The organism is Burkholderia sola (assembly GCF_905400185.1).
Taxonomy (GTDB): domain Bacteria; phylum Pseudomonadota; class Gammaproteobacteria; order Burkholderiales; family Burkholderiaceae; genus Burkholderia; species Burkholderia sola.
Genome location: NZ_FR989675.1, coordinates 374,965 through 395,826, shown reverse-complemented (window position 1 = coordinate 395,826; position 20,862 = coordinate 374,965). Strand labels below are relative to the sequence as shown.

Annotated in this window: 28 protein-coding genes; all 28 read right to left on the bottom strand. The window is 67.9% G+C overall.

Annotated elements, in window-relative coordinates; genetic code table 11:
- Nucleotides 1-34: 34 nt before the first annotated feature.
- A complete protein-coding gene (gene tatB, locus KR541_RS01875) occupies nt 35-568 on the bottom strand; it encodes a Sec-independent protein translocase protein TatB (protein WP_089488091.1) in 534 nt (177 codons plus the stop codon).
- 24 nt (nt 569-592) lie between these two features.
- Nucleotides 593-823 carry a Sec-independent protein translocase subunit TatA gene (gene tatA / locus KR541_RS01870; protein WP_006477115.1) on the bottom strand — a complete coding sequence of 77 codons (231 nt, stop codon included), beginning with the start codon at nt 821-823 and terminating at the stop codon, nt 593-595.
- Between the two features lie 94 nt (nt 824-917).
- On the bottom strand, nt 918-1,283 hold the full coding sequence (locus KR541_RS01865) for a histidine triad nucleotide-binding protein (protein ID WP_050013121.1): 366 nt from the start codon (nt 1,281-1,283) through the stop codon (nt 918-920).
- A gap of 31 nt (nt 1,284-1,314) precedes the next feature.
- Nucleotides 1,315-1,707, bottom strand: coding sequence for a DUF4870 family protein (locus tag KR541_RS01860; protein ID WP_050013122.1), 393 nt, complete (start codon nt 1,705-1,707; stop codon nt 1,315-1,317).
- Nucleotides 1,708-1,777: 70 nt separating this feature from the next.
- Nucleotides 1,778-2,143: a phosphoribosyl-ATP diphosphatase gene (locus KR541_RS01855; protein ID WP_011546603.1), complete on the bottom strand. Its 366-nt coding sequence runs from the start codon at nt 2,141-2,143 to the stop codon at nt 1,778-1,780.
- Complete coding sequence (hisI, locus tag KR541_RS01850; protein WP_011546604.1) at nt 2,140-2,556, bottom strand: phosphoribosyl-AMP cyclohydrolase; 417 nt, start codon at nt 2,554-2,556, stop codon at nt 2,140-2,142. Before hisI ends, KR541_RS01855 begins: the two co-directional genes overlap by 4 nt.
- Nucleotides 2,556-3,329, bottom strand: coding sequence for an imidazole glycerol phosphate synthase subunit HisF (gene hisF / locus KR541_RS01845; RefSeq protein ID WP_027783356.1), 774 nt, complete (start codon nt 3,327-3,329; stop codon nt 2,556-2,558). The genes hisI and hisF overlap by 1 nt, the downstream gene beginning before the upstream one ends.
- A gap of 106 nt (nt 3,330-3,435) precedes the next feature.
- Nucleotides 3,436-4,191 (bottom strand): 1-(5-phosphoribosyl)-5-[(5-phosphoribosylamino)methylideneamino]imidazole-4-carboxamide isomerase, encoded by a 756-nt coding sequence (hisA, locus tag KR541_RS01840; RefSeq protein WP_006477123.1) that lies wholly within the window; start codon nt 4,189-4,191, stop codon nt 3,436-3,438.
- Between the two features lie 164 nt (nt 4,192-4,355).
- A complete protein-coding gene (hisH, locus tag KR541_RS01835) occupies nt 4,356-4,997 on the bottom strand; it encodes an imidazole glycerol phosphate synthase subunit HisH (RefSeq protein WP_050013124.1) in 642 nt (213 codons plus the stop codon).
- Nucleotides 4,994-5,614 carry a YchE family NAAT transporter gene (locus KR541_RS01830; RefSeq protein ID WP_050013125.1) on the bottom strand — a complete coding sequence of 207 codons (621 nt, stop codon included), beginning with the start codon at nt 5,612-5,614 and terminating at the stop codon, nt 4,994-4,996. The genes hisH and KR541_RS01830 overlap by 4 nt, the downstream gene beginning before the upstream one ends.
- Before the next feature lie 60 nt (nt 5,615-5,674).
- Nucleotides 5,675-6,262: an imidazoleglycerol-phosphate dehydratase HisB gene (hisB, locus tag KR541_RS01825; RefSeq protein WP_011546606.1), complete on the bottom strand. Its 588-nt coding sequence runs from the start codon at nt 6,260-6,262 to the stop codon at nt 5,675-5,677.
- A 64-nt stretch (nt 6,263-6,326) separates the two neighbouring features.
- Nucleotides 6,327-7,400: a histidinol-phosphate transaminase gene (gene hisC / locus KR541_RS01820; protein ID WP_050013126.1), complete on the bottom strand. Its 1,074-nt coding sequence runs from the start codon at nt 7,398-7,400 to the stop codon at nt 6,327-6,329.
- A 140-nt stretch (nt 7,401-7,540) separates the two neighbouring features.
- On the bottom strand, nt 7,541-8,857 hold the full coding sequence (gene hisD, locus KR541_RS01815; protein WP_216089324.1) for a histidinol dehydrogenase: 1,317 nt from the start codon (nt 8,855-8,857) through the stop codon (nt 7,541-7,543).
- Between the two features lie 24 nt (nt 8,858-8,881).
- Nucleotides 8,882-9,535, bottom strand: a complete 654-nt coding sequence (gene hisG, locus KR541_RS01810; RefSeq protein WP_050013128.1) for an ATP phosphoribosyltransferase — start codon at nt 9,533-9,535, stop codon at nt 8,882-8,884.
- The gene (gene murA / locus KR541_RS01805; RefSeq protein WP_486195637.1) at nt 9,532-10,794 is read right to left on the bottom strand and encodes a UDP-N-acetylglucosamine 1-carboxyvinyltransferase; all 1,263 of its coding nucleotides are present in this window, start codon (nt 10,792-10,794) and stop codon (nt 9,532-9,534) included. The genes hisG and murA overlap by 4 nt, the downstream gene beginning before the upstream one ends.
- A gap of 101 nt (nt 10,795-10,895) precedes the next feature.
- The gene (locus tag KR541_RS01800; protein WP_006477131.1) at nt 10,896-11,135 is read right to left on the bottom strand and encodes a BolA family protein; all 240 of its coding nucleotides are present in this window, start codon (nt 11,133-11,135) and stop codon (nt 10,896-10,898) included.
- A gap of 55 nt (nt 11,136-11,190) precedes the next feature.
- Entirely contained in the window at nt 11,191-12,012 is an 822-nt protein-coding gene (locus KR541_RS01795; RefSeq protein ID WP_252996639.1) for an ABC transporter permease, read from the bottom strand.
- Nucleotides 12,009-12,935, bottom strand: coding sequence for an ABC transporter ATP-binding protein (locus tag KR541_RS01790; RefSeq protein ID WP_050013130.1), 927 nt, complete (start codon nt 12,933-12,935; stop codon nt 12,009-12,011). The genes KR541_RS01795 and KR541_RS01790 overlap by 4 nt, the downstream gene beginning before the upstream one ends.
- 192 nt (nt 12,936-13,127) lie before the next feature.
- Nucleotides 13,128-13,403: an STAS domain-containing protein gene (locus KR541_RS01785; RefSeq protein WP_050013131.1), complete on the bottom strand. Its 276-nt coding sequence runs from the start codon at nt 13,401-13,403 to the stop codon at nt 13,128-13,130.
- Entirely contained in the window at nt 13,400-14,029 is a 630-nt protein-coding gene (locus tag KR541_RS01780; protein ID WP_050013177.1) for an MlaC/ttg2D family ABC transporter substrate-binding protein, read from the bottom strand. Before KR541_RS01780 ends, KR541_RS01785 begins: the two co-directional genes overlap by 4 nt.
- Before the next feature lie 111 nt (nt 14,030-14,140).
- Nucleotides 14,141-15,103, bottom strand: coding sequence for an MlaA family lipoprotein (locus tag KR541_RS01775; protein ID WP_050013178.1), 963 nt, complete (start codon nt 15,101-15,103; stop codon nt 14,141-14,143).
- A 30-nt stretch (nt 15,104-15,133) separates the two neighbouring features.
- Nucleotides 15,134-15,694, bottom strand: a complete 561-nt coding sequence (gene mlaD / locus KR541_RS01770) for an outer membrane lipid asymmetry maintenance protein MlaD (protein ID WP_050013132.1) — start codon at nt 15,692-15,694, stop codon at nt 15,134-15,136.
- Between the two features lie 24 nt (nt 15,695-15,718).
- On the bottom strand, nt 15,719-16,486 hold the full coding sequence (gene mlaE, locus KR541_RS01765) for a lipid asymmetry maintenance ABC transporter permease subunit MlaE (RefSeq protein ID WP_050013133.1): 768 nt from the start codon (nt 16,484-16,486) through the stop codon (nt 15,719-15,721).
- Nucleotides 16,483-17,304: an ABC transporter ATP-binding protein gene (locus tag KR541_RS01760; protein WP_050013134.1), complete on the bottom strand. Its 822-nt coding sequence runs from the start codon at nt 17,302-17,304 to the stop codon at nt 16,483-16,485. The genes mlaE and KR541_RS01760 overlap by 4 nt, the downstream gene beginning before the upstream one ends.
- Nucleotides 17,305-17,388: 84 nt before the next feature.
- Nucleotides 17,389-18,513 carry a thiamine phosphate synthase gene (gene thiE / locus KR541_RS01755; protein WP_124631193.1) on the bottom strand — a complete coding sequence of 375 codons (1,125 nt, stop codon included), beginning with the start codon at nt 18,511-18,513 and terminating at the stop codon, nt 17,389-17,391.
- A complete protein-coding gene (locus KR541_RS01750; RefSeq protein WP_089488086.1) occupies nt 18,510-19,325 on the bottom strand; it encodes a thiazole synthase in 816 nt (271 codons plus the stop codon). Before KR541_RS01750 ends, thiE begins: the two co-directional genes overlap by 4 nt.
- Before the next feature lie 38 nt (nt 19,326-19,363).
- Nucleotides 19,364-19,561, bottom strand: coding sequence for a sulfur carrier protein ThiS (gene thiS, locus KR541_RS01745; protein ID WP_027783340.1), 198 nt, complete (start codon nt 19,559-19,561; stop codon nt 19,364-19,366).
- A 32-nt stretch (nt 19,562-19,593) separates the two neighbouring features.
- Nucleotides 19,594-20,730: an FAD-dependent oxidoreductase gene (locus KR541_RS01740; protein WP_089488085.1), complete on the bottom strand. Its 1,137-nt coding sequence runs from the start codon at nt 20,728-20,730 to the stop codon at nt 19,594-19,596.
- Between the last annotated feature and the right edge of the window lie 132 nt (nt 20,731-20,862).

The window sequence follows — 20,862 nt, the reverse complement described above, 5'->3', positions numbered from 1 at the left end:
CTCGGTAGGATTGACGAGCGAGCATGCGCTCGACTCAGAAGAAGCGCGTCGGCCGGCGCAGGCTGGCCGGCTGGTGGCGCGCGACACGCGCGGCGCCCGACTGCACGTGCGTGCGGCGGGTCGTCGCGCGCTTGTACCAGACAGGCGTCGCCGCCTGCTTGATGCGCCAGTTGCGACGCTTCGGCGCAAGCGCGGCCGTGCTGCCGCCACGCCACGACGGCGCCGCGGGCGTGTCGCTACCGTGCAGGCCGGCATCGACCGAGCCTTCGTTGAGACCGCCGACCGCGGAATGCCACGTATCGTTCAGTTCCTTCTCGTGCTCGCGCAGGTTATCGTGAATCGTCGTCTCGACATTGCGCGCGGCCGATTCGAAATCGGTCTTCATCGTCCGCAGCGCGTCGAGTTCGATTTCGCGCGAGACCTCGGCCTTCACGTCGTTGATGTACCGCTGCGCGCGGCCGAACAGCGCGCCTGCCGTACGCGCGACGCGCGGCAGGCGCTCGGGGCCGAGCACGACGAGCGCGACGACGCCGATCAGCGCCATCTTTGAAAGACCGAGATCCAGCATCGCGAATGCCTCAGCGTGCCGGCGTTACGCCTTGTTCGAATCGGAACGCGTCGTTTCCTTCGCGTTGACGTCGACCGCGCCCGAACGCGGCAGTTGCTGCGCGTCGGCCGGCGTTTCGCCTTCCTTCATGCCGTCCTTGAAACCCTTCACGGCGCTGCCGAGATCGTTGCCGATGTTGCGCAGCTTCTTCGTACCGAAAACCAGCGCGACGATCAGCAGCACGATCAGCCAGTGCCAAATGCTCAATCCACCCATGATGAAACCTCTCCTCAACCACGCCGCGGTGCGGCGTAAATCGCCGGCGACGCGCCGGCTTCGACTATCGGATGCGGGGAAACGCCCCGCGTCGTCAACCCATCCGTTGCCACGGGCGCGGGCCGGCCAGGATATGCGCGTGCAGGTGGTAGACCTCCTGCCCGCCGCCCGGGCCCGTGTTGATCACCGTGCGAAAACCGGTTTCGCCGCCCGTATACGCGACGCCGAGCTGGTCGGCCAGACGCGCGACGAGCAGCATCAGCCGGCCGAGCATCGGCGCATCGGCGTCGACCGCCGCCGACAGCGTCGGCAGGTGCCGGCGCGGAATCACGAGCACGTGCGTGTCGGCCGCCGGGCGGATGTCGCGGAACGCGACGAATTCGTCGTCCTCGTGCACCTTCGTGCTCGGGATCTCGCCTGCCGCGATCTTGCAGAACAGGCAATTCGGATCGTGACTCATGTTGCTCCTGCAAACGCCCGCGTGCGGCCGGTCAGAACCACGCCTGCGGATCGAGCGTCTTGTTGTCGTTCAGGTACAGCCAACCCTTGATGATACGGTACAGCGTCCAAATCCACGTGACAAACATCACGACGAATCCGACCACGACGAACATCAGCGCGAACCCGATCACGTAGGCGATCAGCGCGCGCCAGAACGTGCGGATCTGCCACTCGAAGTGATCGGCGTACGGCGTGCCGGCCACGTCGCCGCGCTTCACGTAGTTGATGATGATCGCGATGATGCCCGTGACGCCGCCCGTCAGCCAGTGAAACGCATAAAGACCGTACAGCACGTGGGTCAGCGTGCGCAGCCCGTTCAGGCGCTCGGCATCCGCGGCGCCCGGCACCGCCGGCGTCGGAAACTGGTTCGACGTATCGTTCATGATGCTACCCCCGTTAGATGACAATTCTTACAGCTTACCGCACTGTTGCCACCGCGGCGGACCCTGTTCGTCAGCCGCCGTTTTCCTCGCGCTCGCGGCGCTTGCGCAGCGCTTTTTCCTCGATGCCCGACAAGCCTTCGCGGCGCTCGAGCTCGGCGATCACGTCGGCCGGGCTCAGGTCGAAATGCGACAGCATCACGAGGCAGTGGAACCACAGGTCGGCCACCTCGCCGACGAGCGCGCTCGGCGCGCCGCCCTGGCGCACGTCCTTCGCGGCCAGCACGACTTCCGTCGCCTCTTCGCCGATCTTCTTCAGCACGGCGTCGTCGCCCTTGTGGAACAGGCGCGATACGTACGATTGATCGGGATCGCCGCCCTTGCGGCTGTCGATCACGGCCGCGAGGCGCAGCAGCGTGTCTTCGGTCGATTGCGTCATTTGTAGATGTGTTCGGGGTCTTTCAGCACCGGCTCGACCGCGACCCAGTCGCCGCCGTCCACCGTACCTTCGAATTTCTGGAAGAAGCACGAATGCCGGCCGGTGTGGCACGCGATGCCCGACACCTGCTCGACCTTCAGCAGCACGACGTCCTCGTCGCAGTCGAGCCGCACCTCGTGCACGTGCTGCACGTGGCCCGACTCCTCGCCCTTGAACCACAGGCGCTTGCGCGAACGCGAATAGTAGACCGCGCGCTGCGTCTCGATCGTCTTCGCGAGCGCCTCGCGGTTCATCCACGCGAACATCAGCACGTCGTTCGTCGACGCTTCCTGCGCGATCACCGGCACGAGGCCGTTGTCGTCCCAACGGACCTTGTCGAGCCACGCGGGCAAGGATTTCGTTTCGGTATTCATCACAGCCTCACCGCGATGCCCTGGTCGGACATGAAGCGCTTCGCCTCGCCGACCGTGTGCTCGCCGTAGTGGAAGATGCTCGCGGCCAGCACCGCGTCGGCGCGGCCGTCCTTGATGCCGTCCGCGAGATCCTGCAGGCAGCCGACGCCGCCCGATGCGATCACCGGCACCGGCACCGCGTCCGACACGCCGCGCGTGAGCGCGAGGTCGAAGCCCGATTTCGTGCCGTCGCGGTCCATGCTCGTGAGCAGGATCTCGCCCGCGCCGAGCTCGGCCATCTTGCGCGCCCATTCGATCGCGTCGAGGCCCGTGTTCTTGCGGCCGCCGTGCGTAAACACTTCCCAGCGCGGCGTCTCGCCGTCGGCCGACACGCGCTTCGCGTCGATCGCGACGACGATGCACTGCGAGCCGTACTTGTCGGCCGCGTCGCGCACGAGTTGCGGATTCGCGACCGCCGATGAATTCATGCTGACCTTGTCCGCGCCCGCGTTCAGCAGGCGCCGCACGTCCTCGACGGCGCGCACGCCGCCGCCGACGGTCAGCGGAATGAAGACCTGCGATGCGACGGCTTCGATGATCGGCAGGATCAGGTCGCGCTGGTCGGACGTCGCGGTGATGTCGAGAAAGGTCAGTTCGTCGGCACCCTGGTCGTCGTAGCGGCGGGCGATTTCGACGGGGTCGCCGGCGTCGCGCAGCTCGACGAAATTGACGCCCTTGACGACACGCCCGGCGGTCACGTCCAGGCAGGGGATGATGCGTTTAGCTAGAGCCATGATGTTGCGCCAAATGCCGCGCTGGGACGGCCGGTTGCGGAAGCCTCGCGCGAGGCTTCCGGTCGGGGCCGCCCGCGGGCGGCCCCGGCGAACGGGACGGACGCGGTTACGCGTTGTCGAGTTCGCCGTTCAGTTCGTCCGCGCGCTTTTGCGCGGCCGCGAAATCGAGATCGCCGGAGTAGATCGCCCGGCCGCAGATCACGCCTTCGACGCCGTGCTCTTCCACCTCGCACAGGCTCTCGATGTCCGTGAGGTTCGACAGGCCGCCCGATGCGATCACCGGGATGCCGACCGCCTGCGCGAGCTTCACGGTCGCGTCGATGTTGATGCCCTGCAGCATCCCGTCGCGGCCGATGTCCGTGTAGACGATCGATTCGACGCCGTAGTCCTCGAACTTCTTCGCGAGGTCGATCACCTCGTGGCCGGTCAGCTTGCTCCAGCCGTCGGTCGCGACCTTGCCGTCCTTCGCGTCCAGCCCGACGATGATGCTGCCGGAGAACGCGGTGCACGCGTCCTGCAGGAAGCCCGGGTTCTTCACGGCCGCGGTGCCGATGATCACGTAGGACAGGCCGGCGTCGAGATACTTCTCGATCGTCTCGAGGCTGCGGATGCCGCCGCCGAGCTGGACCGGGATTTCGTCGCCGACTTCGTCGAGGATCGCTTCGATCGCCTCGAGGTTCTTCGGCTTGCCGGCGAATGCGCCGTTCAGGTCGACGAGATGGAGCCGCCGGGCGCCGAGATCGACCCATTTGCGGGCCATCGCCGCCGGGTCCTCGGAGAAAATCGTGGCCTGGTCCATATCGCCCTGTTTGAGGCGCACACACTGACCGTCTTTGAGGTCGATGGCCGGAATCAGCAACATAGCAATCGGGTGTCGTCGTGGAAAATGAAAAGAATCAGGCGCGTACCGGCCAAACCGGTGCCGCGCCGTCTCGCTAGTTTAGTACAACTCTTTCGGCGCTTACGCGCGAGCGCCCCGCGCGACAGGCCGTTCGGCCAGGTCGACTGTGGCTCGCGCGCCACGTTTTACGGCTTCCAGTGGACGAAGTTGCGATACAGACGCAATCCGACCTCCGCGCTTTTCTCCGGGTGGAATTGGGTCGCGAAGATGTTGTCCCGCGCGACCGCGGACGTAAACGGCGCGCCGTAGGCCGTTTCGCCAACCGTGTGCGCCGGGTTGTCCGGGCTCACGTAATAGCTGTGCACGAAGTAGAAATACGCGTCGTCGGGCACGCCGTCCCACAGCGGGTGCGGCTGCGCCTGGCGCACGCGGTTCCAGCCCATCTGCGGCACCTTGAAGCGCGAGCCGTCGTCCTGCAATTGGCCGTCGAGATCGAAGCGCACGACCTTGCCGGGCAGCAGGCCCAGGCCCTTCGTGTCGCCTTCCGCGCTCCAGTCGAACAGCATCTGCTCGCCGACGCACACGCCGAGCAGCGGCTTCGTGCGCGACGCGTCGATCACGGCCTCCTGGAGGCCCGACTCGCCGAGGCAGCGCATGCAGTCGGGCATCGCGCCCTGGCCGGGCAGCACGACGCGGTCGGCCGCGCGAATCGCGGCCGGCGTGTCGACGATCGCCACGTCGGCGGCCGGTTCGGCCTTCTTGAGCGCCTGCGCGACCGAGCGCAGGTTACCCATCCCATAATCCACAATCGCAATCGAAGTTTTCATCTCAGTGCAGGCAGTAGCGCCCTCAGTCCATTGACGATGAATTCCACCGCCAGCGCCGACAGCATCAGACCCATCAGCCGCGTGGCGATGTTGATGCCGGTGCGGCCGATCCAGGTCGCGATCGGCTCGGCGAGCCGCATCGCGACGAAACACAGAAAAGCCAGGACCGCGCCGATCGCGACCAGCCCGGCCCGCTCATACCAGTGATGCGCGTTCGCCGCATAGATGATCACCGTGCTGATCGAGCCGGGGCCCGTGAGCAGCGGAATCGCGAGCGGCACGACCGCGATGTTGTCCTTCAGCTCGGCTTCGTGGCGCTCCTCCGGCGTCGACCGCGTGTTGCCGATCTGCGCGTTCAGCATGTTGATCGCCATCAGCAGCATGATGATCCCGCCGCCCACTTCGAGCGACCCGACCGAAATGCCGAAGAAGTTGATGATCTGCTGCCCGAGCAGCGCGGTCACCGTCATCACGCAGAACACCGACACCGATGCGATCCGGATCGTGCGCCGCCGCTCGTCGTCCGTCTGCTGCGCCGTCAGGCTCAGGAAGAACGGCACCGCGCCGACCGGATTGATCAGCGCGAGCAGCGAAATGAACGATTTGAGCAGATCCATCGCAAGCCGGCGCGCCGCGCCGAAGCCGTGAGGTTGTCCTTGGCGTCGTCCGTTCGGAAGTTAGAGGCTGCCTTTCGTCGACGGAATCTGCCCCGCCGCGCGCTCGTCGAGCTCCACCGCCGCGCGCAGCGCGCGGCCGAAGGCCTTGAACACGGTCTCGAGCTGATGGTGCGCGTTGATCCCGCGCAGGTTGTCGATATGCAGCGTGACGCCCGCGTGGTTCACGAACCCGCGGAAGAATTCGATCGACAGGTCGACGTCGAACGTGCCGATCCGCGCGCGCGTGAACGGCACGTGGAATTCGAGGCCCGGCCGGCCGGAGAAGTCGATCACGACGCGCGACAGCGCCTCGTCGAGCGGCACGTACGAATGGCCGTAGCGGCGGATGCCCTTGCGGTCGCCGATCGCCTTCGCGACGGCCTGACCGAGCGTGATGCCGACATCCTCGACCGTGTGGTGATCGTCGATATGCGTGTCGCCGTGCGCTTCGACCTCGAGATCGACCAGACCGTGTCGCGCGATCTGGTCGAGCATATGGTCGAGAAACGGCACGCCGGTGGCCAGCTTCTGCCGGCCGGTGCCGTCGAGATCGAGCTTCACACGGATCTGCGTTTCGCTGGTATTGCGAACGACTTCCGCCACACGCATGGCAATTCCTTGATTGAGTCTATGTAAATGGGGATTGATCGTCGCGCGCCGCCGCGCCCTGGGCTCAACCGGGCAGCGCGAGTTTCAAGGCGGCCAGCAGGCGGGCGTTTTCGTCGGGAGAACCGACGGTCAGCCGCACGCATTCGGCCAGCAACGGATGCATTTTACTCACGTTTTTGACCAGCACCCGCTCGGTGAGCAGCACATCGAACACGGCCGCGGCGTCCGGCACGCGCACCAGCAGGAAATTGCCGGCGCTCGGGAACACCGTCGCGCCCGGCAGCGCGGCCACCGCCTGCGCGAGGCGCGCGCGTTCCGCGCGCAATTCGGCCGCCTGCGCGTCGAGCACGTCGAGGTGGTCGAGCAGGAAATCGGCGGTCGCCTGGGTCAGCACGTTGATGTTGTACGGCGGGCGCACCTTGTCGAATTCGTTCAGCCACGCGGGCGAGCCGACCAGATAGCCGAGCCGGATGCCCGCGAGGCCGAGCTTCGACACCGTGCGCATCACGACGACGTTGTCGAACTCGCCGGCGCGCGGCAGCCACGAACGCTCGGCGAACGGCTGGTACGCCTCGTCGATCACGATCAGGCTGTGCCGCGCGGCCGCGACGATCCGCTCGACGTCGGCGTCGTCGTACAGCGTGCCGGTCGGGTTGTTCGGATACGCGAGATAGACGATCGCCGGCCGGTGCTCGGCGATCGCCGCGAGCAGCGCGTCGGCGTCGAGCGTCAGGTCCGCCTTCAGCGGTACGCCGACGAATTCGAGCTGCGCGAACTTCGCCGACAGCTCGTACATCACGAAGCCCGGCACCGGCGCGAGCACCTTGGCGCCCGGCTTCGCGCACGCGACCGAGATCATGCTGATGATTTCGTCGGAGCCGTTGCCGAGCAGCACGTCGCAGCCGGCCGGCACGCGCATCGCATGGCGCAGCTTGTCGAGCAGCGCGGCCGGACGCGGCGCCGGGTAGCGGTTCAGCGCGACCTGCGCGAGCCGCTCGCCGAGCGCCGCGGCGAGCGGCGCCGGCAGCGAATACGGGTTCTCCATCGCGTCGAGCTTCACGAACCCGCTCGCGTCGGGAACCGGATAGCTCGTCATCGCGAGCACGTCGCGGCGGATGATGTCTTGTGGCGTCGTCATGGTCTCAAGCCGGCGTGCATCGCGCCGGCATCAAATGGTCGGCAAGGCGGCGGCTGCCGCCCTGCGCTCGTCCCCTGCCCCGATCCGGGGCGGCCGGCGCCGGCGCCTCGGTGCCCGCCCGGCCCGCGCACCCTGCGCGGTCAGCCCTTCATCCGGAACTCGGCGCTCCTTGCGTGCGCCTGCAGCCCTTCGCCGTAGGCGAGCTCGGACGCGATCTCGCCGAGCGTCTGCGCGCCTTCCGCGCTGACCTCGATCAGGCTCGAGCGCTTGATGAAGTCGTACACGCCGAGCGGCGACGAGAAGCGCGCGGTGCGCGACGTCGGCAGCACGTGGTTCGGGCCCGCGCAGTAGTCGCCGAGGCTCTCGCTCGTGTAGCGGCCGAGGAAGATCGCGCCCGCGTGGCGGATCTGCTGGCCCCATTGCTGCGGCTCCAGCGCCGAAATTTCGAGGTGTTCCGGCGCGATGTCGTTCGCGATCCGGCACGCCTCGGCCATGTCGCGCACCTTGATCAGCGCGCCGCGGCCGTCGAGCGACGCGCGGATCACGTCCTGGCGCGGCATCGTCGGCAGCAGCTCGTCGATCGCCTTCTCGACGCGATCGAGGAACGCACCGTCCGGGCACAGCAGGATCGACTGCGCGAGTTCGTCGTGCTCGGCCTGCGAGAACAGGTCCATCGCGACCCAGTTCGGATCGGTCGTGCCGTCGCACAGCACGAGGATTTCCGACGGCCCGGCGATCATGTCGATACCGACCGTGCCGAACACGCGGCGCTTCGCCGACGCAACGTACGCGTTGCCGGGGCCGCAGATCTTGTCGACAGCCGGCACCGTCGCCGTGCCGTACGCGAGCGCGCCGACCGCCTGCGCGCCGCCGATCGTGAACACGCGATCGACGCCGCCGAGCAGCGCCGCGGCAAGCACGAGGTCGTTCTTCACGCCGTCCGGCGTCGGCACGACCATCACGATCTCGCCGACCCCCGCGACGCGCGCGGGAATCGCGTTCATCAGCACCGACGACGGATACGCGGCCTTGCCACCCGGCACGTACAGGCCGACGCGGTCGAGCGGCGTGACCTTCTGGCCGAGCACCGTGCCGTCGCTTTCCGTGTACTGCCAGCTATGCGTGCCGCACTCGATCTTCTGCTTCTCGTGGTACGCGCGCACCCGCGCCGCCGCCGCTTCCAGCGCCGCGCGCGCCTTCGGCGCGAGGCCGTCGAGCGCCGTCTGCAGCGCGTCCTGCGGCAGTTCGAGCGCGGCGACGCTGTTCGCGCTCAGCCGGTCGAAGCGGTTCGTGTACTCGAGCACCGCGGCGTCGCCGCGCGACTTCACGTCGGCGAGGATCTGCGCGACCGACTGCTCGATCGCTTCGTCTTCGCTCGCCTCGAACGCGAGCACGGCGCGCAGCGCGGCGCCGAAGCCTTCGTTCGTCGAATCGAGCTTGCGGATGGTGATGGACATGGGAGTTCCGTTACGGTGATGCGCTCAACCGCCATTCTGCGACGCGCGTTCGAACGCGTCGAGGATCGGCTTGAGCGCCGCGCGCTTCAGCTTGAGCGCGGCCTGGTTCACGACGAGGCGCGACGAGATCGCCATGATCTCCTCGACCTCGACCAGATTGTTCGCCTTCAGCGTGCCGCCCGAGCTGACGAGGTCGACGATCGCGTCGGCCAGCCCGACCAGCGGCGCCAGCTCCATCGACCCGTACAGCTTGATCAGGTCGACGTGCACGCCCTTCGCGGCAAAATGTTCGCGCGCCGTTTCGACGTATTTCGTCGCGACCCGCAGGCGCGCGCCCTGGCGCACCGCGTTCGCGTAGTCGAAACCGGCGGACACGGCCACCGACATCCGGCAGCGCGCAATGTTCAGATCGATCGGCTGGTACAGGCCGGAGCCGCCGTGCTCGACCAGCACGTCCTTGCCGGCCACGCCGAAATCGGCCGCGCCGTATTCGACGTAGGTCGGCACGTCGCTCGCGCGCACGATGATCACGCGCAGGTTCGGGTCGGTCGTCGGCAGGATCAGCTTGCGCGACGTTTCCGGATCCTCGGCCACCTGCACGCCGGCCGCCGCCAGCAGCGGCAGGGTTTCCTCGAAAATCCGGCCCTTCGACAGGGCGAGGGTCAGCGGCGCGGTCATGCTTGGCTCCCGGAGAGGCGGCGCACGTTCGCGCCAACGGCGGTCAGTTTGGTTTCCATGCGGTCGTAACCGCGGTCCAGGTGATAGATGCGGTCGACGAGCGTTTCGCCGTCCGCACGCAGCCCGGCGATCACGAGGCTCGCCGACGCACGCAGGTCGGTCGCCATCACGTTCGCGCCGGACAGCTTGTCGACGCCGGTCACGAGCGCCGTGTTGCCGTCGATCGTGATGTTCGCGCCGAGCCGGTTCAGCTCCTGCACATGCATGAAGCGGTTCTCGAAAATGGTTTCGACGACCTGCGCGGTGCCCGTCGCGACCGTATTGAGGGCCATGAACTGCGCCTGCATGTCGGTCGGAAACGCCGGGTATTCCGACGTGCGGATCGTCACCGCCGACGGGCGGCGGTCCATCTTCACGCGCAGCCAGCTGTCGCCTTCCTCGATCGACACGCCGGCTTCGCGCAGCTTGTCGATCACAGCGTCGAGGATGTGCGGGCGCACGCCCGTCAGCATCACGTCGCCGCCGGCCGCCGCGACCGCGCACAGGAACGTGCCGGCCTCGATACGGTCGGGGATCACCGAATGGCGCGCGCCGTGCAGCCGCTCGACGCCCTGGATCACGAGGCGATCGGTGCCGATGCCGTCGATTTTCGCGCCCATCGCGACCAGCAAGTGTGCGAGATCGCTCACTTCCGGCTCGCGCGCGGCGTTTTCGATCACCGTCTCGCCGTCGGCGAGCGTCGCGGCCATCAGCAGGTTTTCCGTCCCCGTCACCGTGATCATGTCGGTCACGATGCGCGCGCCCTTCAGGCGCTTCGCGCGCGCTTCGATGAAGCCGTGCTCGATGCTGATCTCGGCGCCCATCGCCTGCAGGCCCTTGATGTGCTGGTCGACCGGCCGCGCGCCGATCGCGCAGCCGCCCGGCAGCGACACCTTCGCCTCGCCGAAGCGCGCGAGCAGCGGGCCGAGCACGAGGATCGACGCGCGCATCGTCTTCACGAGCTCGTACGGCGCGACGAGGTTGTCGACGCGCGACGCGTCGAGCTGCACGCGGGCGCCGTCGGTCTCGCTCTTCACGCCCATCTGGTTCAGCACCTTCAGCGTGGTGCGCACGTCCTTCAGGTTCGGCACGTTGTCGAGTTCGACCGGCTCGGCGCTGAGCAGCCCCGCGCACAGGATCGGCAGCGCGGCGTTCTTCGCGCCCGACACGACGATCTCGCCGGCCAGGCGGCGACCGCCTTCGATCACGAGCTTGTCCATCCCCTGTCCCTGCGATTCCCCGTTGGCGGCCGGGTGTGCCGTGGCGACGCTCTGGACGGCGTCGCGCTCGTTGACGGTGACTTGCACTCAGTGATTTCCGTTTATGCGTTCTGCCATTCGGCGGGCGTCAGCGTCTTCATGCTGAGCGCGTGAATTTCCTGCTTCATGCGATCGCCGAGCGCCGCATAGACGAGCTGGTGCCGCTGGATCGGCCGCTTGCCTTCGAAGGCCGCCGACACGATCGTCGCGAAGAAATGCTGGCCGTCGCCTTCGACTTCCAGATGCGTGCAGGCGAGACCGCCGGCGATGTATTGCTTGACCTGTTCGGGAGTCGGCAACATGGTGTAAGGCTCCTGTCGGCGCACGCCGCCCCGGGGCGGCCGCGGCCTGTCGATATCAATGACGCAGTTTGTAGCCGGTCGCGAGCAGCCGCATCGCGATCAGCGCGAGCAGCACGAAGAAACCGGTGACGATCGCGAGGCTCGCGAACGGGTTGATGTCGGACGCGCCGAAGAACCCGAAACGGAAGCCGTCGATCATGTAGAAAAACGGGTTGAGACGCGACACTTCGCGCCACACGGGCGGCAGCGAGTGCGTCGAATAGAACACGCCGGACAGGAACGTCAGCGGCATGATCAGGAAGTTCTGGAACGCGGCGAGCTGGTCGAATTTCTCGGCCCAGATCCCGGCGATCAGGCCGAGCGTGCCGAGAATCGCCGAGCCGAGCAGCGCGAACGCCATGATGAACAACGGCGCCGCGAAGTGCATCGGGATAAACCAGATCGTCACGACGAACACGCCGGCGCCGACCGCGAGCCCGCGCACGACGGACGCGAGCACGTACGCGCCGAAGATGTCGCGATACGACAGCGGCGGCAGCAGCATGAACACCAGGTTGCCGGTGATCTTCGACTGGATCAGCGACGACGAGCTGTTCGCGAACGCGTTCTGCAGCACGCTCATCATCGCGAGGCCCGGCACGAGAAAGCTCACGTACTCGACGCCCGGATACACCTCGACGCGGCCCGACAGCGCATGGCCGAAGATCGTCAGGTACAGCAACGCCGTGACGATCGGCGCGCACACCGTCTGGAACGACACCTTCCAGAAACGCAGCAGTTCCTTGTAGAACAGCGTTCGAAACCCGTTTCCCGGCACGCGCCGGGCCGCCCCTTCGAGCGGCAGCGAACGCAGTTCGCGTGGGGAGTGTTGATTCATGCCAGACCCTCGATGACCTCGGCCCCGTTCATCACCTGGACGAACACATCCTCGAGGTCGGCCTTGCGGACCTCGATCTCGTCGAACGTGCAGCCGGCCGCACGGCATTGCGCGAGGATGCGTTCGACCTCGTCGTAGCTCGCGAGGCGCAGCAGGTGCTCGCCCGGCGCGCGCGCGGCCGGGTCGGTTTCCAGCCCGCGCAGCTCGGCCGGCAGCGCGCCGGTCGCGAACCGCAGGTACAGTTGCAGGCCCGCGAAGCGGCGCAGCAGCGCGTCGGTGCGATCGAGCGCGACGACTTCGCCGCGGCGCAGCATCGCGATGCGGTCGCACAGCGACTCGGCTTCCTCGAGGTAATGGGTGGTCAGCACGATCGTGTGGCCCTCGCGGTTCAGGCGCGAGATGAATTTCCACAGCGTCTGGCGCAATTCGACGTCGACGCCGGCGGTCGGCTCGTCGAGCACGATCACCGGCGGCCGGTGCACGAGCGCCTGCGCGACGAGCACGCGGCGCTTCATCCCGCCCGACAGCGCGCGCATGTTCGCGTCGGCTTTCTCGGTGAGATCGAGATTGGCCATCACTTCGTCGATCCAGTCGTCGTTGCGGCGCAGCCCGAAATAGCCGGACTGGATCCGCAGCGTCTCGCGGACGGTGAAGAACGGGTCGAAAACGAGTTCCTGCGGCACGACGCCGAGCGAGCGGCGCGCGTTGCGGAAATCCTGGACGACGTCGTGACCGCGCACCGAGATACTGCCTTCGTCGGCCCGGGCGAGTCCGGCGAGGATACTGATGAGCGTGGTCTTACCTGCGCCGTTGGGGCCGAGCAGACCGAAAAACTCGCCTTCCTCGACCGACAGGCTGACGCCCTTGAGCGCCTGAAGCGACTTGTAGCGCTTCTTGACGTGACGGATTTCTATGGCTGACATGACTGTGCGCGACGCCAGGGCCGCGACGCCTATTTTGTGCTTGCTGCGAAAGAAAATGGGGGCCGGACGCCGATTGGCTGCCCCGCAAAACGCTTGATTATAGGGCAAACCGGCTGGGGGAGCCGGCGCCGGCGGCGCGCGGCCTGAAGCGTGCGCGCGCCGGCTGGCGCGGCAGGCGTCGATCGGACAGCGTCAATGTCGGCCGGTGCCTTCGATGAGCGCGTCGACGCCGTACGCGCGCGCGAGGCTGGCGAGCTTCGGAGGGAGATTGAGGATGTCGAGAGCTGCGCCGCGCGTTTTGGCGGCACGTTGCCATGCGAGCAGCACGGCGAGCGCGGACGAATCGAACTGCGTGAGCGCCGCGCAATCGACGGCGGTCGCGCCCGCGCCGATGCGCGCAAGACCGTCCGCGAGCGCGGACTTCGCGCTCGCGACGGTCAGCGAGGAGCCGGCTTCGAAGCCGCTCACGACGCTTGCTTGCCGGCGGCAAGTTGCTGGTTGCGCTGCGTCAGGAACTGGATCAGCCCTTCGACGCCGCTTTGCTGGATCTTCTCGTTGAACTGCTGCTGGTACGTCTGGATCAGCCACGCGCCGAGTACGTTCAGGTCATACACCTTCCAGCCGTTCGCCGTCTTGTACAGGCGGTAGTCGATCTGGACCGGCTGGCCGTTGTTCATCGCGACCGTCTTCACGACGACGTCGGTGTCGGCCGGATCGGCGCGGAACGGCGGGTACTGGATCTGCTGGTCCGGCTTCAGCTGCGCGAGCGCACCCGAATACGTGCGGATCAGCAGCAGCTTGAACTGCTCCTGAACCTGCTGTTGCTGCTCGGCCGTCGCGGTGCGCCAGTTGCGGCCCATCGCGAGCTGCGTGGTGCGGCGGAAATCGGTGTACGGCAGGATGTCCTTGTTGACGATCGTGATGATGCGATTGGTGTCGCCCTGCTTGATCGTCTGCTGCTTGACTTCGTCGAGCACCTGCTGCGTCGCCGTCTTGATCAGCGCCTGCGGGTTCGACTGGTCGACTTGCGCGTGAGCCGCGCTGCCGAACGAGAACAGCGCCGCGAAAACGGGGATCAGGAACAGTTTTTTCATCATAGTGGCCTGCATGAATGAGTCGATGCGAAGGTTGGAGCAGGTAGCTTACGCGCAAGTTCGCATACGCTACCGACTGAATCGTTTCCGGCTGTAACGAATGTAAATCCGTCAGTGCAGCCGGATGCTCGGGAACCGGAACCCGCCCGGCGACGGAGGCGCCACCTGCATCGCCGGCACGTTCGTCTCGCTGGCCGGGTTCGGCGATTCGGCCGTGCCCGAGGCCGGCGCAGCAACCGCCGCGCCCGACGCGGGCGCCGGCGCCGCGCCGCCCACCGCTGCCGCGCCCGCCGTACCGGCCGCGCCGGCTGCCGCCGGTGCCGCGCCGTCTTCCGGCAGGTCGTACTTCGGCAGCGCGTCGTTGCTCGACGTCGCGGCGGCCTCGCCGCGCGCGTTGCTGATCAGCATCTGGCGACGCTGCAGGTACGCGTTGCGCACGAACGAATACTTGTCGAGCGCCGCGGCATCCAGCACGTCGCCCGCGCCGAGCAGGTTCGAGCGCGTGTTGACCAGGTTCACGCCGAACAGGCCCCAGCTCAGGCCGTCCGGCTTCACGTAGGTGAGCGGGTTGCCGACGTAGTCGACGCCGAGGCCAGCCGTGTCGCGCAGCGTGCTCGGCCCAAGCAGCGGCAGGACGAGATACGGGCCCGACGGCATCCCGTAGCGGCCCATCGTGATCCCGAAGTCGGCCGTGTGCTTCGGCAGCTTCGCGATCGTCGCGACGTCGAACAGGCCGCCGACGCCGAACACCGTGTTGATCACGACGCGCATGATGTCGCCGACGCCGTCCGCGATCCGCAACTGCACGATGTTGTTCGCCGCGATGTAGACGTCGCCGATGTTCGAGAAGAAGTTCGTCACGCTGTCGCGCACCGGCTGCGGCACCACGTACTGATAGCCCTTCGCGACCGGCTTCAGCGCGTACGTATCGACGGTGTCGTTGAACTTGTACATCGTCCGGTTGAAGCCTTCGAGCGGATCGCCCTTGGTCGGCGTCTGCACGGTCGCGCAGCCGCTCAACGCGGCGACTGCCGCCATCGCCAGCGCGGCGTGCCTGATGCGGATCGTGTGCATGGTCATTCCCTCTTGTTTTCTCTCGTGTGGTTATTGGCCGGCCGAACCGGACACCGCCGATGCCGGCACCGCCACTGGTGCGGGCGCGGCGGGTGCGGCGGGCGCGCCCGATGCCGGCTTCGCACCGCCCGCATCGGCGGCCTTGCTGTACAGGAACTGGCCGATCAGGTTCTCGAGCACGATCGCCGATTGCGTCATCGTGATCGTATCGCCCGCCTTCAGCATTTCGGTGTCGCCGCCCGGCTCGAGGCCGATATATTGCTCGCCGAGCAGGCCCGACGTCAGGATCTTCGCCGACGAATCCTTCGGGAACGGGTACTGGCCGTCGACGTCGATCGTGACGAGCGCCTGGTACGTGTTCGTGTCGAAGCCGATCGACTTCACGCGGCCGACCACGACGCCCGCGCTCTTCACGGCCGCGCGCGGCTTCAGCCCGCCGATGTTGTCGAATTTCATCCTCACCGAGTAGGTCGGCTGAAACGACAGCGAGCTCATGTTGCCGACCTTCAGCGCCAGGAACAGCACCGCAAGGAAGCCCACCACCACGAACAGGCCGACCCAGAAGTCGAGAGCAGTCTTTTTCATCGTCATCCCAAAATTTGGCTTGGCTGAGGCTTAGCTGAACATCAGCGCGGTCAGCAGGAAATCGAGGCCGAGTACGGCGAGCGACGCGAACACGACCGTCTTGGTGGTCGCGCGCGACACGCCTTCGGGCGTGGGCTTCGCTTCATACCCTTGAAACAGTGCAATGAAGGTCACGGCGAACCCGAACACGATGCTCTTGATCACGCCGTTGCCGACGTCGGCCCAGACCTGGACCCCGCCCTGCATCTGCGACCAGAACGCGCCCGGATCGACGCCGATCAGCACGACGCCGACGAAGTAACCGCCGAGCACGCCGACCGCGTTGAAGATCGCGGCCAGCAGCGGCATCGCGATGATGCCCGCCCACATGCGCGGCGCAATCACGTTCTTGATCGGGTCGACCGCCATCATCTCGAGCGCGGTGAGTTGCTCGCCGGCCTTCATCAGGCCGATCTCGGCCGTCAGCGACGTGCCCGCGCGGCCCGCGAACAACAGCGCGGTGACGACGGGGCCGAGCTCGCGCACGAGCGACAGCGCGACCAGCAGGCCGAGCGCCTGCTCGGAACCATAGCGGTTCAGCGTGTAATACCCCTGCAGGCCGAGCACGAAGCCGACGAACAGCCCCGACACGGCAATGATCACGAACGAATAGTTGCCGAGGAAATGGATCTGCTTCGTGACCAGCCGCGGCCGGCGCAGCAGCGGGAAGAATTCCAGCACGAGGCGCACGAACAGGCGCGTGCCGTAGCCCGCCCGCTCGAGGCCGCCGATGACGTAACGTCCGATCGCGCTGATCATGCGCGCCCTCCGCCGAGGCCGAAATCCGCTGCTAGCGGCGGGCTCGTGTAATGAAATTTGAACGGGCCGTCCGGCGCGCCGTCGATGAATTGCCGCACGCTCGGATCGGTCGACGCGCGCAGCTCGTCTGGCGTGCCCTGCGCAAGCACGCCGCCGTTGGCCAGAAAATACACGTAGTCGGCGATCGCGAACGATTCCGGCACGTCGTGCGTGACGAGGATCGACGTCGCGCCGAGCGCCTCGTTCAGCGTGCGGATCAGGTTCGCGGTGATGCCGAGCGAAATCGGATCGAGGCCCGCGAACGGCTCGTCGTACATGATGAGCTGCGGATCGAGCGCGATCGCGCGCGCCAGCGCGATGCGGCGCGCCATCCCGCCCGACACCTCGGACGGCATCAGGTCGCGCGCACCACGCAGCCCGACCGCGTTCAGCTTCATCAGCACCAGATCGCGGATCAGGTCTTCGGGCAGGTCGGTATGCTCGCGCAGCGCGAACGCGACGTTCTCGAACACCGACATGTCGGTGAACAACGCGCCGAACTGGAACAGCATGCCCATCTTGCGGCGCAGCGCATACAGGCCGTCGCGCGTTTGCGCGCCGACGTCGGCGCCGTCGAACAGCACCTGGCCGCGGTTCGCGCGCACGAGGCCGCCGATCAGGCGCAGCACGGTGGTCTTGCCGCAACCCGAGCCGCCCATGACCGCGACGACCTGCCCGCGCCCGAAGCGCAGGTTCAGGTTGGACAGGACGAGGCGGTCGCCGTAGCCGAAGTCGACGTCGCGAAGTTCCAGCAGGGTCTCGGTAGGAGTGGGGCTCACGGAGCTGACAGTCCTTTTACGCAGAACGCCGAATTATAGGGCCTGCATTGGAATGATGTCGTGACGCCGTTCCGGGCCCTGCGGTCAATGATTGTCAAATTGTCGGGCAAAGCACTGCTGCAGCGCAACAAGCGCCGTCCGATAGTCGTCCGCGCCCGTGACCGCGCTGACCACCGCGACGCTGCCGACGCCCGTCGCCAGCACGGCCGGCAGCGTGTCGAGCCCGACCCCGCCGATCGCAACGAGCGGCGCGCTCGCGCCGGCGAAGCGCGCGTAGCGGGCAATCCGGGCGAGGCCCTGCGGCGGCGCGGCGACGGCCTTGGTGGCGGTCGCGTACACGGGGCCGAGCGCGAGATAGCTCGGCCGCTCGTGCAGCGCCCGCAACATCTCGTAATAACCGTGGCTCGACAGTCCGAGCCGCAGGCCCGCGCGCGCGATCGCTGCCAGATCGGCCGTTTCGAGGTCCTCCTGGCCGAGATGCACGCCGTATGCGCCTTCTTCTGCAGCGATTTGCCAGTGATCGTTGATGAACACGCGCGCATCGGGATAGCGGCGCCCGGCCGCGACCGCGCGCGCGATTTCCCGGCGTAGCGCGTCCGGCGTCGCGTCCTTCACGCGCAGTTGCACGGTTCGCGCGCCGCCGTCGAGCACGCGCTCGACCCATTCGGCGCTCGGCACGACCGGATAGAGGCCGAGCCGCGCGGGACACGGCGCAAATGCTGGTTCCGGCGCAGGCGGCAGCCCGGCGACGCGCGGGAATTGCGCGGCATCGACCGGCCATGCATCGGCGGCGCCCGTCTCGTCGCCGTCGCGCCACGCCAGCGCGAGCACCAGCGCGTCGACCGGCGCGAAGCCGCAATCGAGGAAAGCGGCGAGCGCCGCGATCCAGTCGTCCGCGAGCGGATGCGCGGCGTCGAGCGCGTAGCGCACGCCGGCCGCATGCAGCACGGCGCCCTGCTCGTCGAATTCGATCGCCACCGCGTCCGGCGACGCAGGCCGCGACACGGCCGACACGCGCGCCTGCGCGGCACGATCGCCGGCCGACACGATCAGCACGTCGCCATCGGCGGGCACGTCAGGCGCCGCCACGCAGAGCCGCCACGGCGCCGCGCCGTCCGGCCAGTCGCCGAGCCGCGCGCGAATCCGCTCGGCCGCTTCGGCCAGCTCGTCGGCCGGCGGCCAGAACGCATCGGCGAAACGCGCGCTCATGCGCCGCCCCCATCCTGGTGCCAGAACGGCATCCCGACGACCGGCGTGCTCGCGTGCGCGGTGTCGCGCGCATCCATCGGGCCGGCGAGATACGCGGCGCGGCCGGCCTCGACGCCCTGCGCGAACGCGCGCGCCATGATCTCCGGATGCGTGGCCTGCGACACGGCCGTGTTCAGCAGCACGCCGTCGAAGCCCCATTCCATCACCTGGCACGCGTGCGACGGCACGCCGAGCCCGGCGTCGACGATCAGCGGCACGTCCGGCAGCCGTTCGCGCAGCACGCGCAGCCCGTACGGATTCACGACGCCCTTGCCGGTGCCGATCGGCGCGCCCCACGGCATCAGCGCCTCGCAGCCGACGTCGAGCAGGCGCCGGCCGATCACGAGATCCTCGGTGCAGTACGGCAGCACCTTGAAGCCGTCCTTGACCAGTTGCGCGGCGGCCTCGATCAGCCCGACCGGGTCGGGCTGCAGCGTGTAGTCGTCGCCGATCAGTTCGAGCTTGATCCAGTCGGTATCGAATACCTCGCGCGCCATGTGCGCGGTCGTCACCGCTTCGGCGACGGTCTGACAGCCGGCCGTATTCGGCAGCAGCGGCACCGCGTGGCGCTTGAGCAGGTCGAAGAAGCCGGCTTCGGCGGTGCCGCCCGTCATCTGGCGGCGCAGCGCGACCGTCACCATCCCGGGACGCGACGCGGCGATCGAATCGGACAGCGACTGCAGCGACGGATAGCGCGACGTGCCGAGCAGCACGCGGCTGGCAAAGGTGACGCCGTACAGCGTCAATGCGTCGGCGGAGGAGTGGGACGTCATGTCGTTTTCCTGAAAGAGCGGGGACGAACCGGCGGCGCTCAGCCGCCCGCGACGGGGTGCACGACGTCGAGCTTGTCGCCCGCCGCGAGCGCGCGCGCCGCATGCTGCGTGCGCGCGACGAAGTTGCCGTTCAGCGCCACCGCGTACGGCGGACGCGCGCCGTACGCGGCCAGCGCGTCGGCCACGGTCGCGCCGTCGGGCAACGTCAGGGTCTGTTGATTGATCTGGATATCCATGAGGCTCGGTCGGATTCGGTCGGCGGCGCGCGTCAGGCCGGCTGGCGCGCGTCGTTGCGGTGATGAAGCAGCGTCGGCCAACGGGCGGCGTCGCGCCACGCGGCAAACGCGTCGGCGTCGCCGAGCTTGCCGCCGAGCGCGGCCTGCGCGAACGCGACGGCCGCGTGCGCGACTTCCGGCGCGATCATGAAGCCGTGCCGGTACAGGCCGTTGACGGCGAGCGTCGACGCGCCGTCCCAGATCACCGCCGGGCGATGATCGGGCAGCGTCGGCCGGCACTGCGCGTTGAGTTCGAGGATGCGCGCCTCGCCGAACGCCGGATGCACGGAGAACGCCGCGCTCAGCAGTTCGAGCGCGGAGCGCACGCTGACGGGCGACATGTCCTCGCCCTCCACCTCGGTCGCGCCGATCACATAGAGATCGTCCTGCTTCGGCGCGACGTACAGCGGGTAGCGCGGATGCAGCAGCCGCACGGGCCGGGTGAGCCCGATGCCGGGCGCGTGCACGCGCGCGACTTCGCCGCGGATGCCGCGCAGCGCCGGCAGCGCGGGTTTCGCGCCGAGCCCGCGGCAATCGATCGTGAAATGCGCGGCGGGCAGGTTCGCGTCGTCGACCGGCGTGTGCCAGTGCAGCGCGACGCCGCGTTCGGCGAGGCCCGCCGCGAGCGCGCGCAGCGCCTGGCGATTGTCGAGCTGGCCTTCGCGCGGCAGCAGCAGCCCGCGCGCGAAGCGGCCCGCGAGCGCGGGTTCGGCCGCGTCGACCTGCGCACCGGCCAGCGTCACGAAGCCGCCGTCGAACAAGTCGGCCGGCGCATTCGCGCGCACGCGCCGCTCGAACAACGGCGCCTCCGCGCGGTCCGCGTGATGCCAGACGACGAGCGTGCCGTGCTGCTGGAAGAAGACGGGTTCGGGCAGTTCCGCGAGCCACTGCGGCCAGCGCGCGAGCGACGCGGCGCCGAGCTCGGTGATCAGCAGCTCCGCGCTGGCGGCTTCCGCGAGCGGCGCGAGCATCGCGGCCGCGACCCACGCGGCCGACTGCTCGCCGTCCGGGCCGCCGCGCTCGTAGAGCGCGACGCGATGCCCGTTGCCGGCAAGGCGCCACGCGATCAGGCGGCCGACGAGACCGCCGCCGAGCACCGCGAAATCGGGCCGTGCATCGCGGACGTTCATCGCGCGCCCTCCGCGCGGTCACGCGCGACGAACGCCGACGCGCGCGCGCCGTTGCATGCGAACGCATGCGATATCGGGCCGGGGACCCTGCAAAAGACTGAAGATTGTGCGGCCATCATTCCTTCCGTAACG

What these genes read in the sequence shown, in the direction of transcription:
- tatB (WP_089488091.1), bottom strand. Translation starts at nt 568, where the DNA reads ATGCTGGATCTCGGTCTTTCAAAGATGGCGCTGATCGGCGTCGTCGCG.
- thiS (WP_027783340.1), bottom strand. Translation starts at nt 19,561, where the DNA reads ATGGATATCCAGATCAATCAACAGACCCTGACGTTGCCCGACGGCGCG.
- hisD (WP_216089324.1), bottom strand. Translation starts at nt 8,857, where the DNA reads ATGTCCATCACCATCCGCAAGCTCGATTCGACGAACGAAGGCTTCGGC.
- KR541_RS01740 (WP_089488085.1), bottom strand. Translation starts at nt 20,730, where the DNA reads ATGAACGTCCGCGATGCACGGCCCGATTTCGCGGTGCTCGGCGGCGGT.
- hisI (WP_011546604.1), bottom strand. Translation starts at nt 2,556, where the DNA reads ATGAATACCGAAACGAAATCCTTGCCCGCGTGGCTCGACAAGGTCCGT.
- KR541_RS01750 (WP_089488086.1), bottom strand. Translation starts at nt 19,325, where the DNA reads ATGACGTCCCACTCCTCCGCCGACGCATTGACGCTGTACGGCGTCACC.
- tatA (WP_006477115.1), bottom strand. Translation starts at nt 823, where the DNA reads ATGGGTGGATTGAGCATTTGGCACTGGCTGATCGTGCTGCTGATCGTC.
- KR541_RS01865 (WP_050013121.1), bottom strand. Translation starts at nt 1,283, where the DNA reads ATGAGTCACGATCCGAATTGCCTGTTCTGCAAGATCGCGGCAGGCGAG.
- hisA (WP_006477123.1), bottom strand. Translation starts at nt 4,191, where the DNA reads ATGTTGCTGATTCCGGCCATCGACCTCAAAGACGGTCAGTGTGTGCGC.
- KR541_RS01830 (WP_050013125.1), bottom strand. Translation starts at nt 5,614, where the DNA reads ATGGATCTGCTCAAATCGTTCATTTCGCTGCTCGCGCTGATCAATCCG.
- KR541_RS01795 (WP_252996639.1), bottom strand. Translation starts at nt 12,012, where the DNA reads ATGAATCAACACTCCCCACGCGAACTGCGTTCGCTGCCGCTCGAAGGG.
- KR541_RS01780 (WP_050013177.1), bottom strand. Translation starts at nt 14,029, where the DNA reads ATGAAAAAACTGTTCCTGATCCCCGTTTTCGCGGCGCTGTTCTCGTTC.
- hisB (WP_011546606.1), bottom strand. Translation starts at nt 6,262, where the DNA reads ATGCGTGTGGCGGAAGTCGTTCGCAATACCAGCGAAACGCAGATCCGT.
- KR541_RS01775 (WP_050013178.1), bottom strand. Translation starts at nt 15,103, where the DNA reads ATGCACACGATCCGCATCAGGCACGCCGCGCTGGCGATGGCGGCAGTC.
- hisC (WP_050013126.1), bottom strand. Translation starts at nt 7,400, where the DNA reads ATGACGACGCCACAAGACATCATCCGCCGCGACGTGCTCGCGATGACG.
- KR541_RS01790 (WP_050013130.1), bottom strand. Translation starts at nt 12,935, where the DNA reads ATGTCAGCCATAGAAATCCGTCACGTCAAGAAGCGCTACAAGTCGCTT.
- murA (WP_486195637.1), bottom strand. Translation starts at nt 10,794, where the DNA reads ATGGACAAGCTCGTGATCGAAGGCGGTCGCCGCCTGGCCGGCGAGATC.
- KR541_RS01855 (WP_011546603.1), bottom strand. Translation starts at nt 2,143, where the DNA reads ATGACGCAATCGACCGAAGACACGCTGCTGCGCCTCGCGGCCGTGATC.
- KR541_RS01800 (WP_006477131.1), bottom strand. Translation starts at nt 11,135, where the DNA reads ATGTTGCCGACTCCCGAACAGGTCAAGCAATACATCGCCGGCGGTCTC.
- hisF (WP_027783356.1), bottom strand. Translation starts at nt 3,329, where the DNA reads ATGGCTCTAGCTAAACGCATCATCCCCTGCCTGGACGTGACCGCCGGG.
- KR541_RS01860 (WP_050013122.1), bottom strand. Translation starts at nt 1,707, where the DNA reads ATGAACGATACGTCGAACCAGTTTCCGACGCCGGCGGTGCCGGGCGCC.
- hisH (WP_050013124.1), bottom strand. Translation starts at nt 4,997, where the DNA reads ATGAAAACTTCGATTGCGATTGTGGATTATGGGATGGGTAACCTGCGC.
- hisG (WP_050013128.1), bottom strand. Translation starts at nt 9,535, where the DNA reads ATGACCGCGCCGCTGACCCTCGCCCTGTCGAAGGGCCGGATTTTCGAG.
- mlaE (WP_050013133.1), bottom strand. Translation starts at nt 16,486, where the DNA reads ATGATCAGCGCGATCGGACGTTACGTCATCGGCGGCCTCGAGCGGGCG.
- thiE (WP_124631193.1), bottom strand. Translation starts at nt 18,513, where the DNA reads ATGAGCGCGCGTTTCGCCGATGCGTTCTGGCCGCCGGCCGACGAGCTG.
- mlaD (WP_050013132.1), bottom strand. Translation starts at nt 15,694, where the DNA reads ATGACGATGAAAAAGACTGCTCTCGACTTCTGGGTCGGCCTGTTCGTG.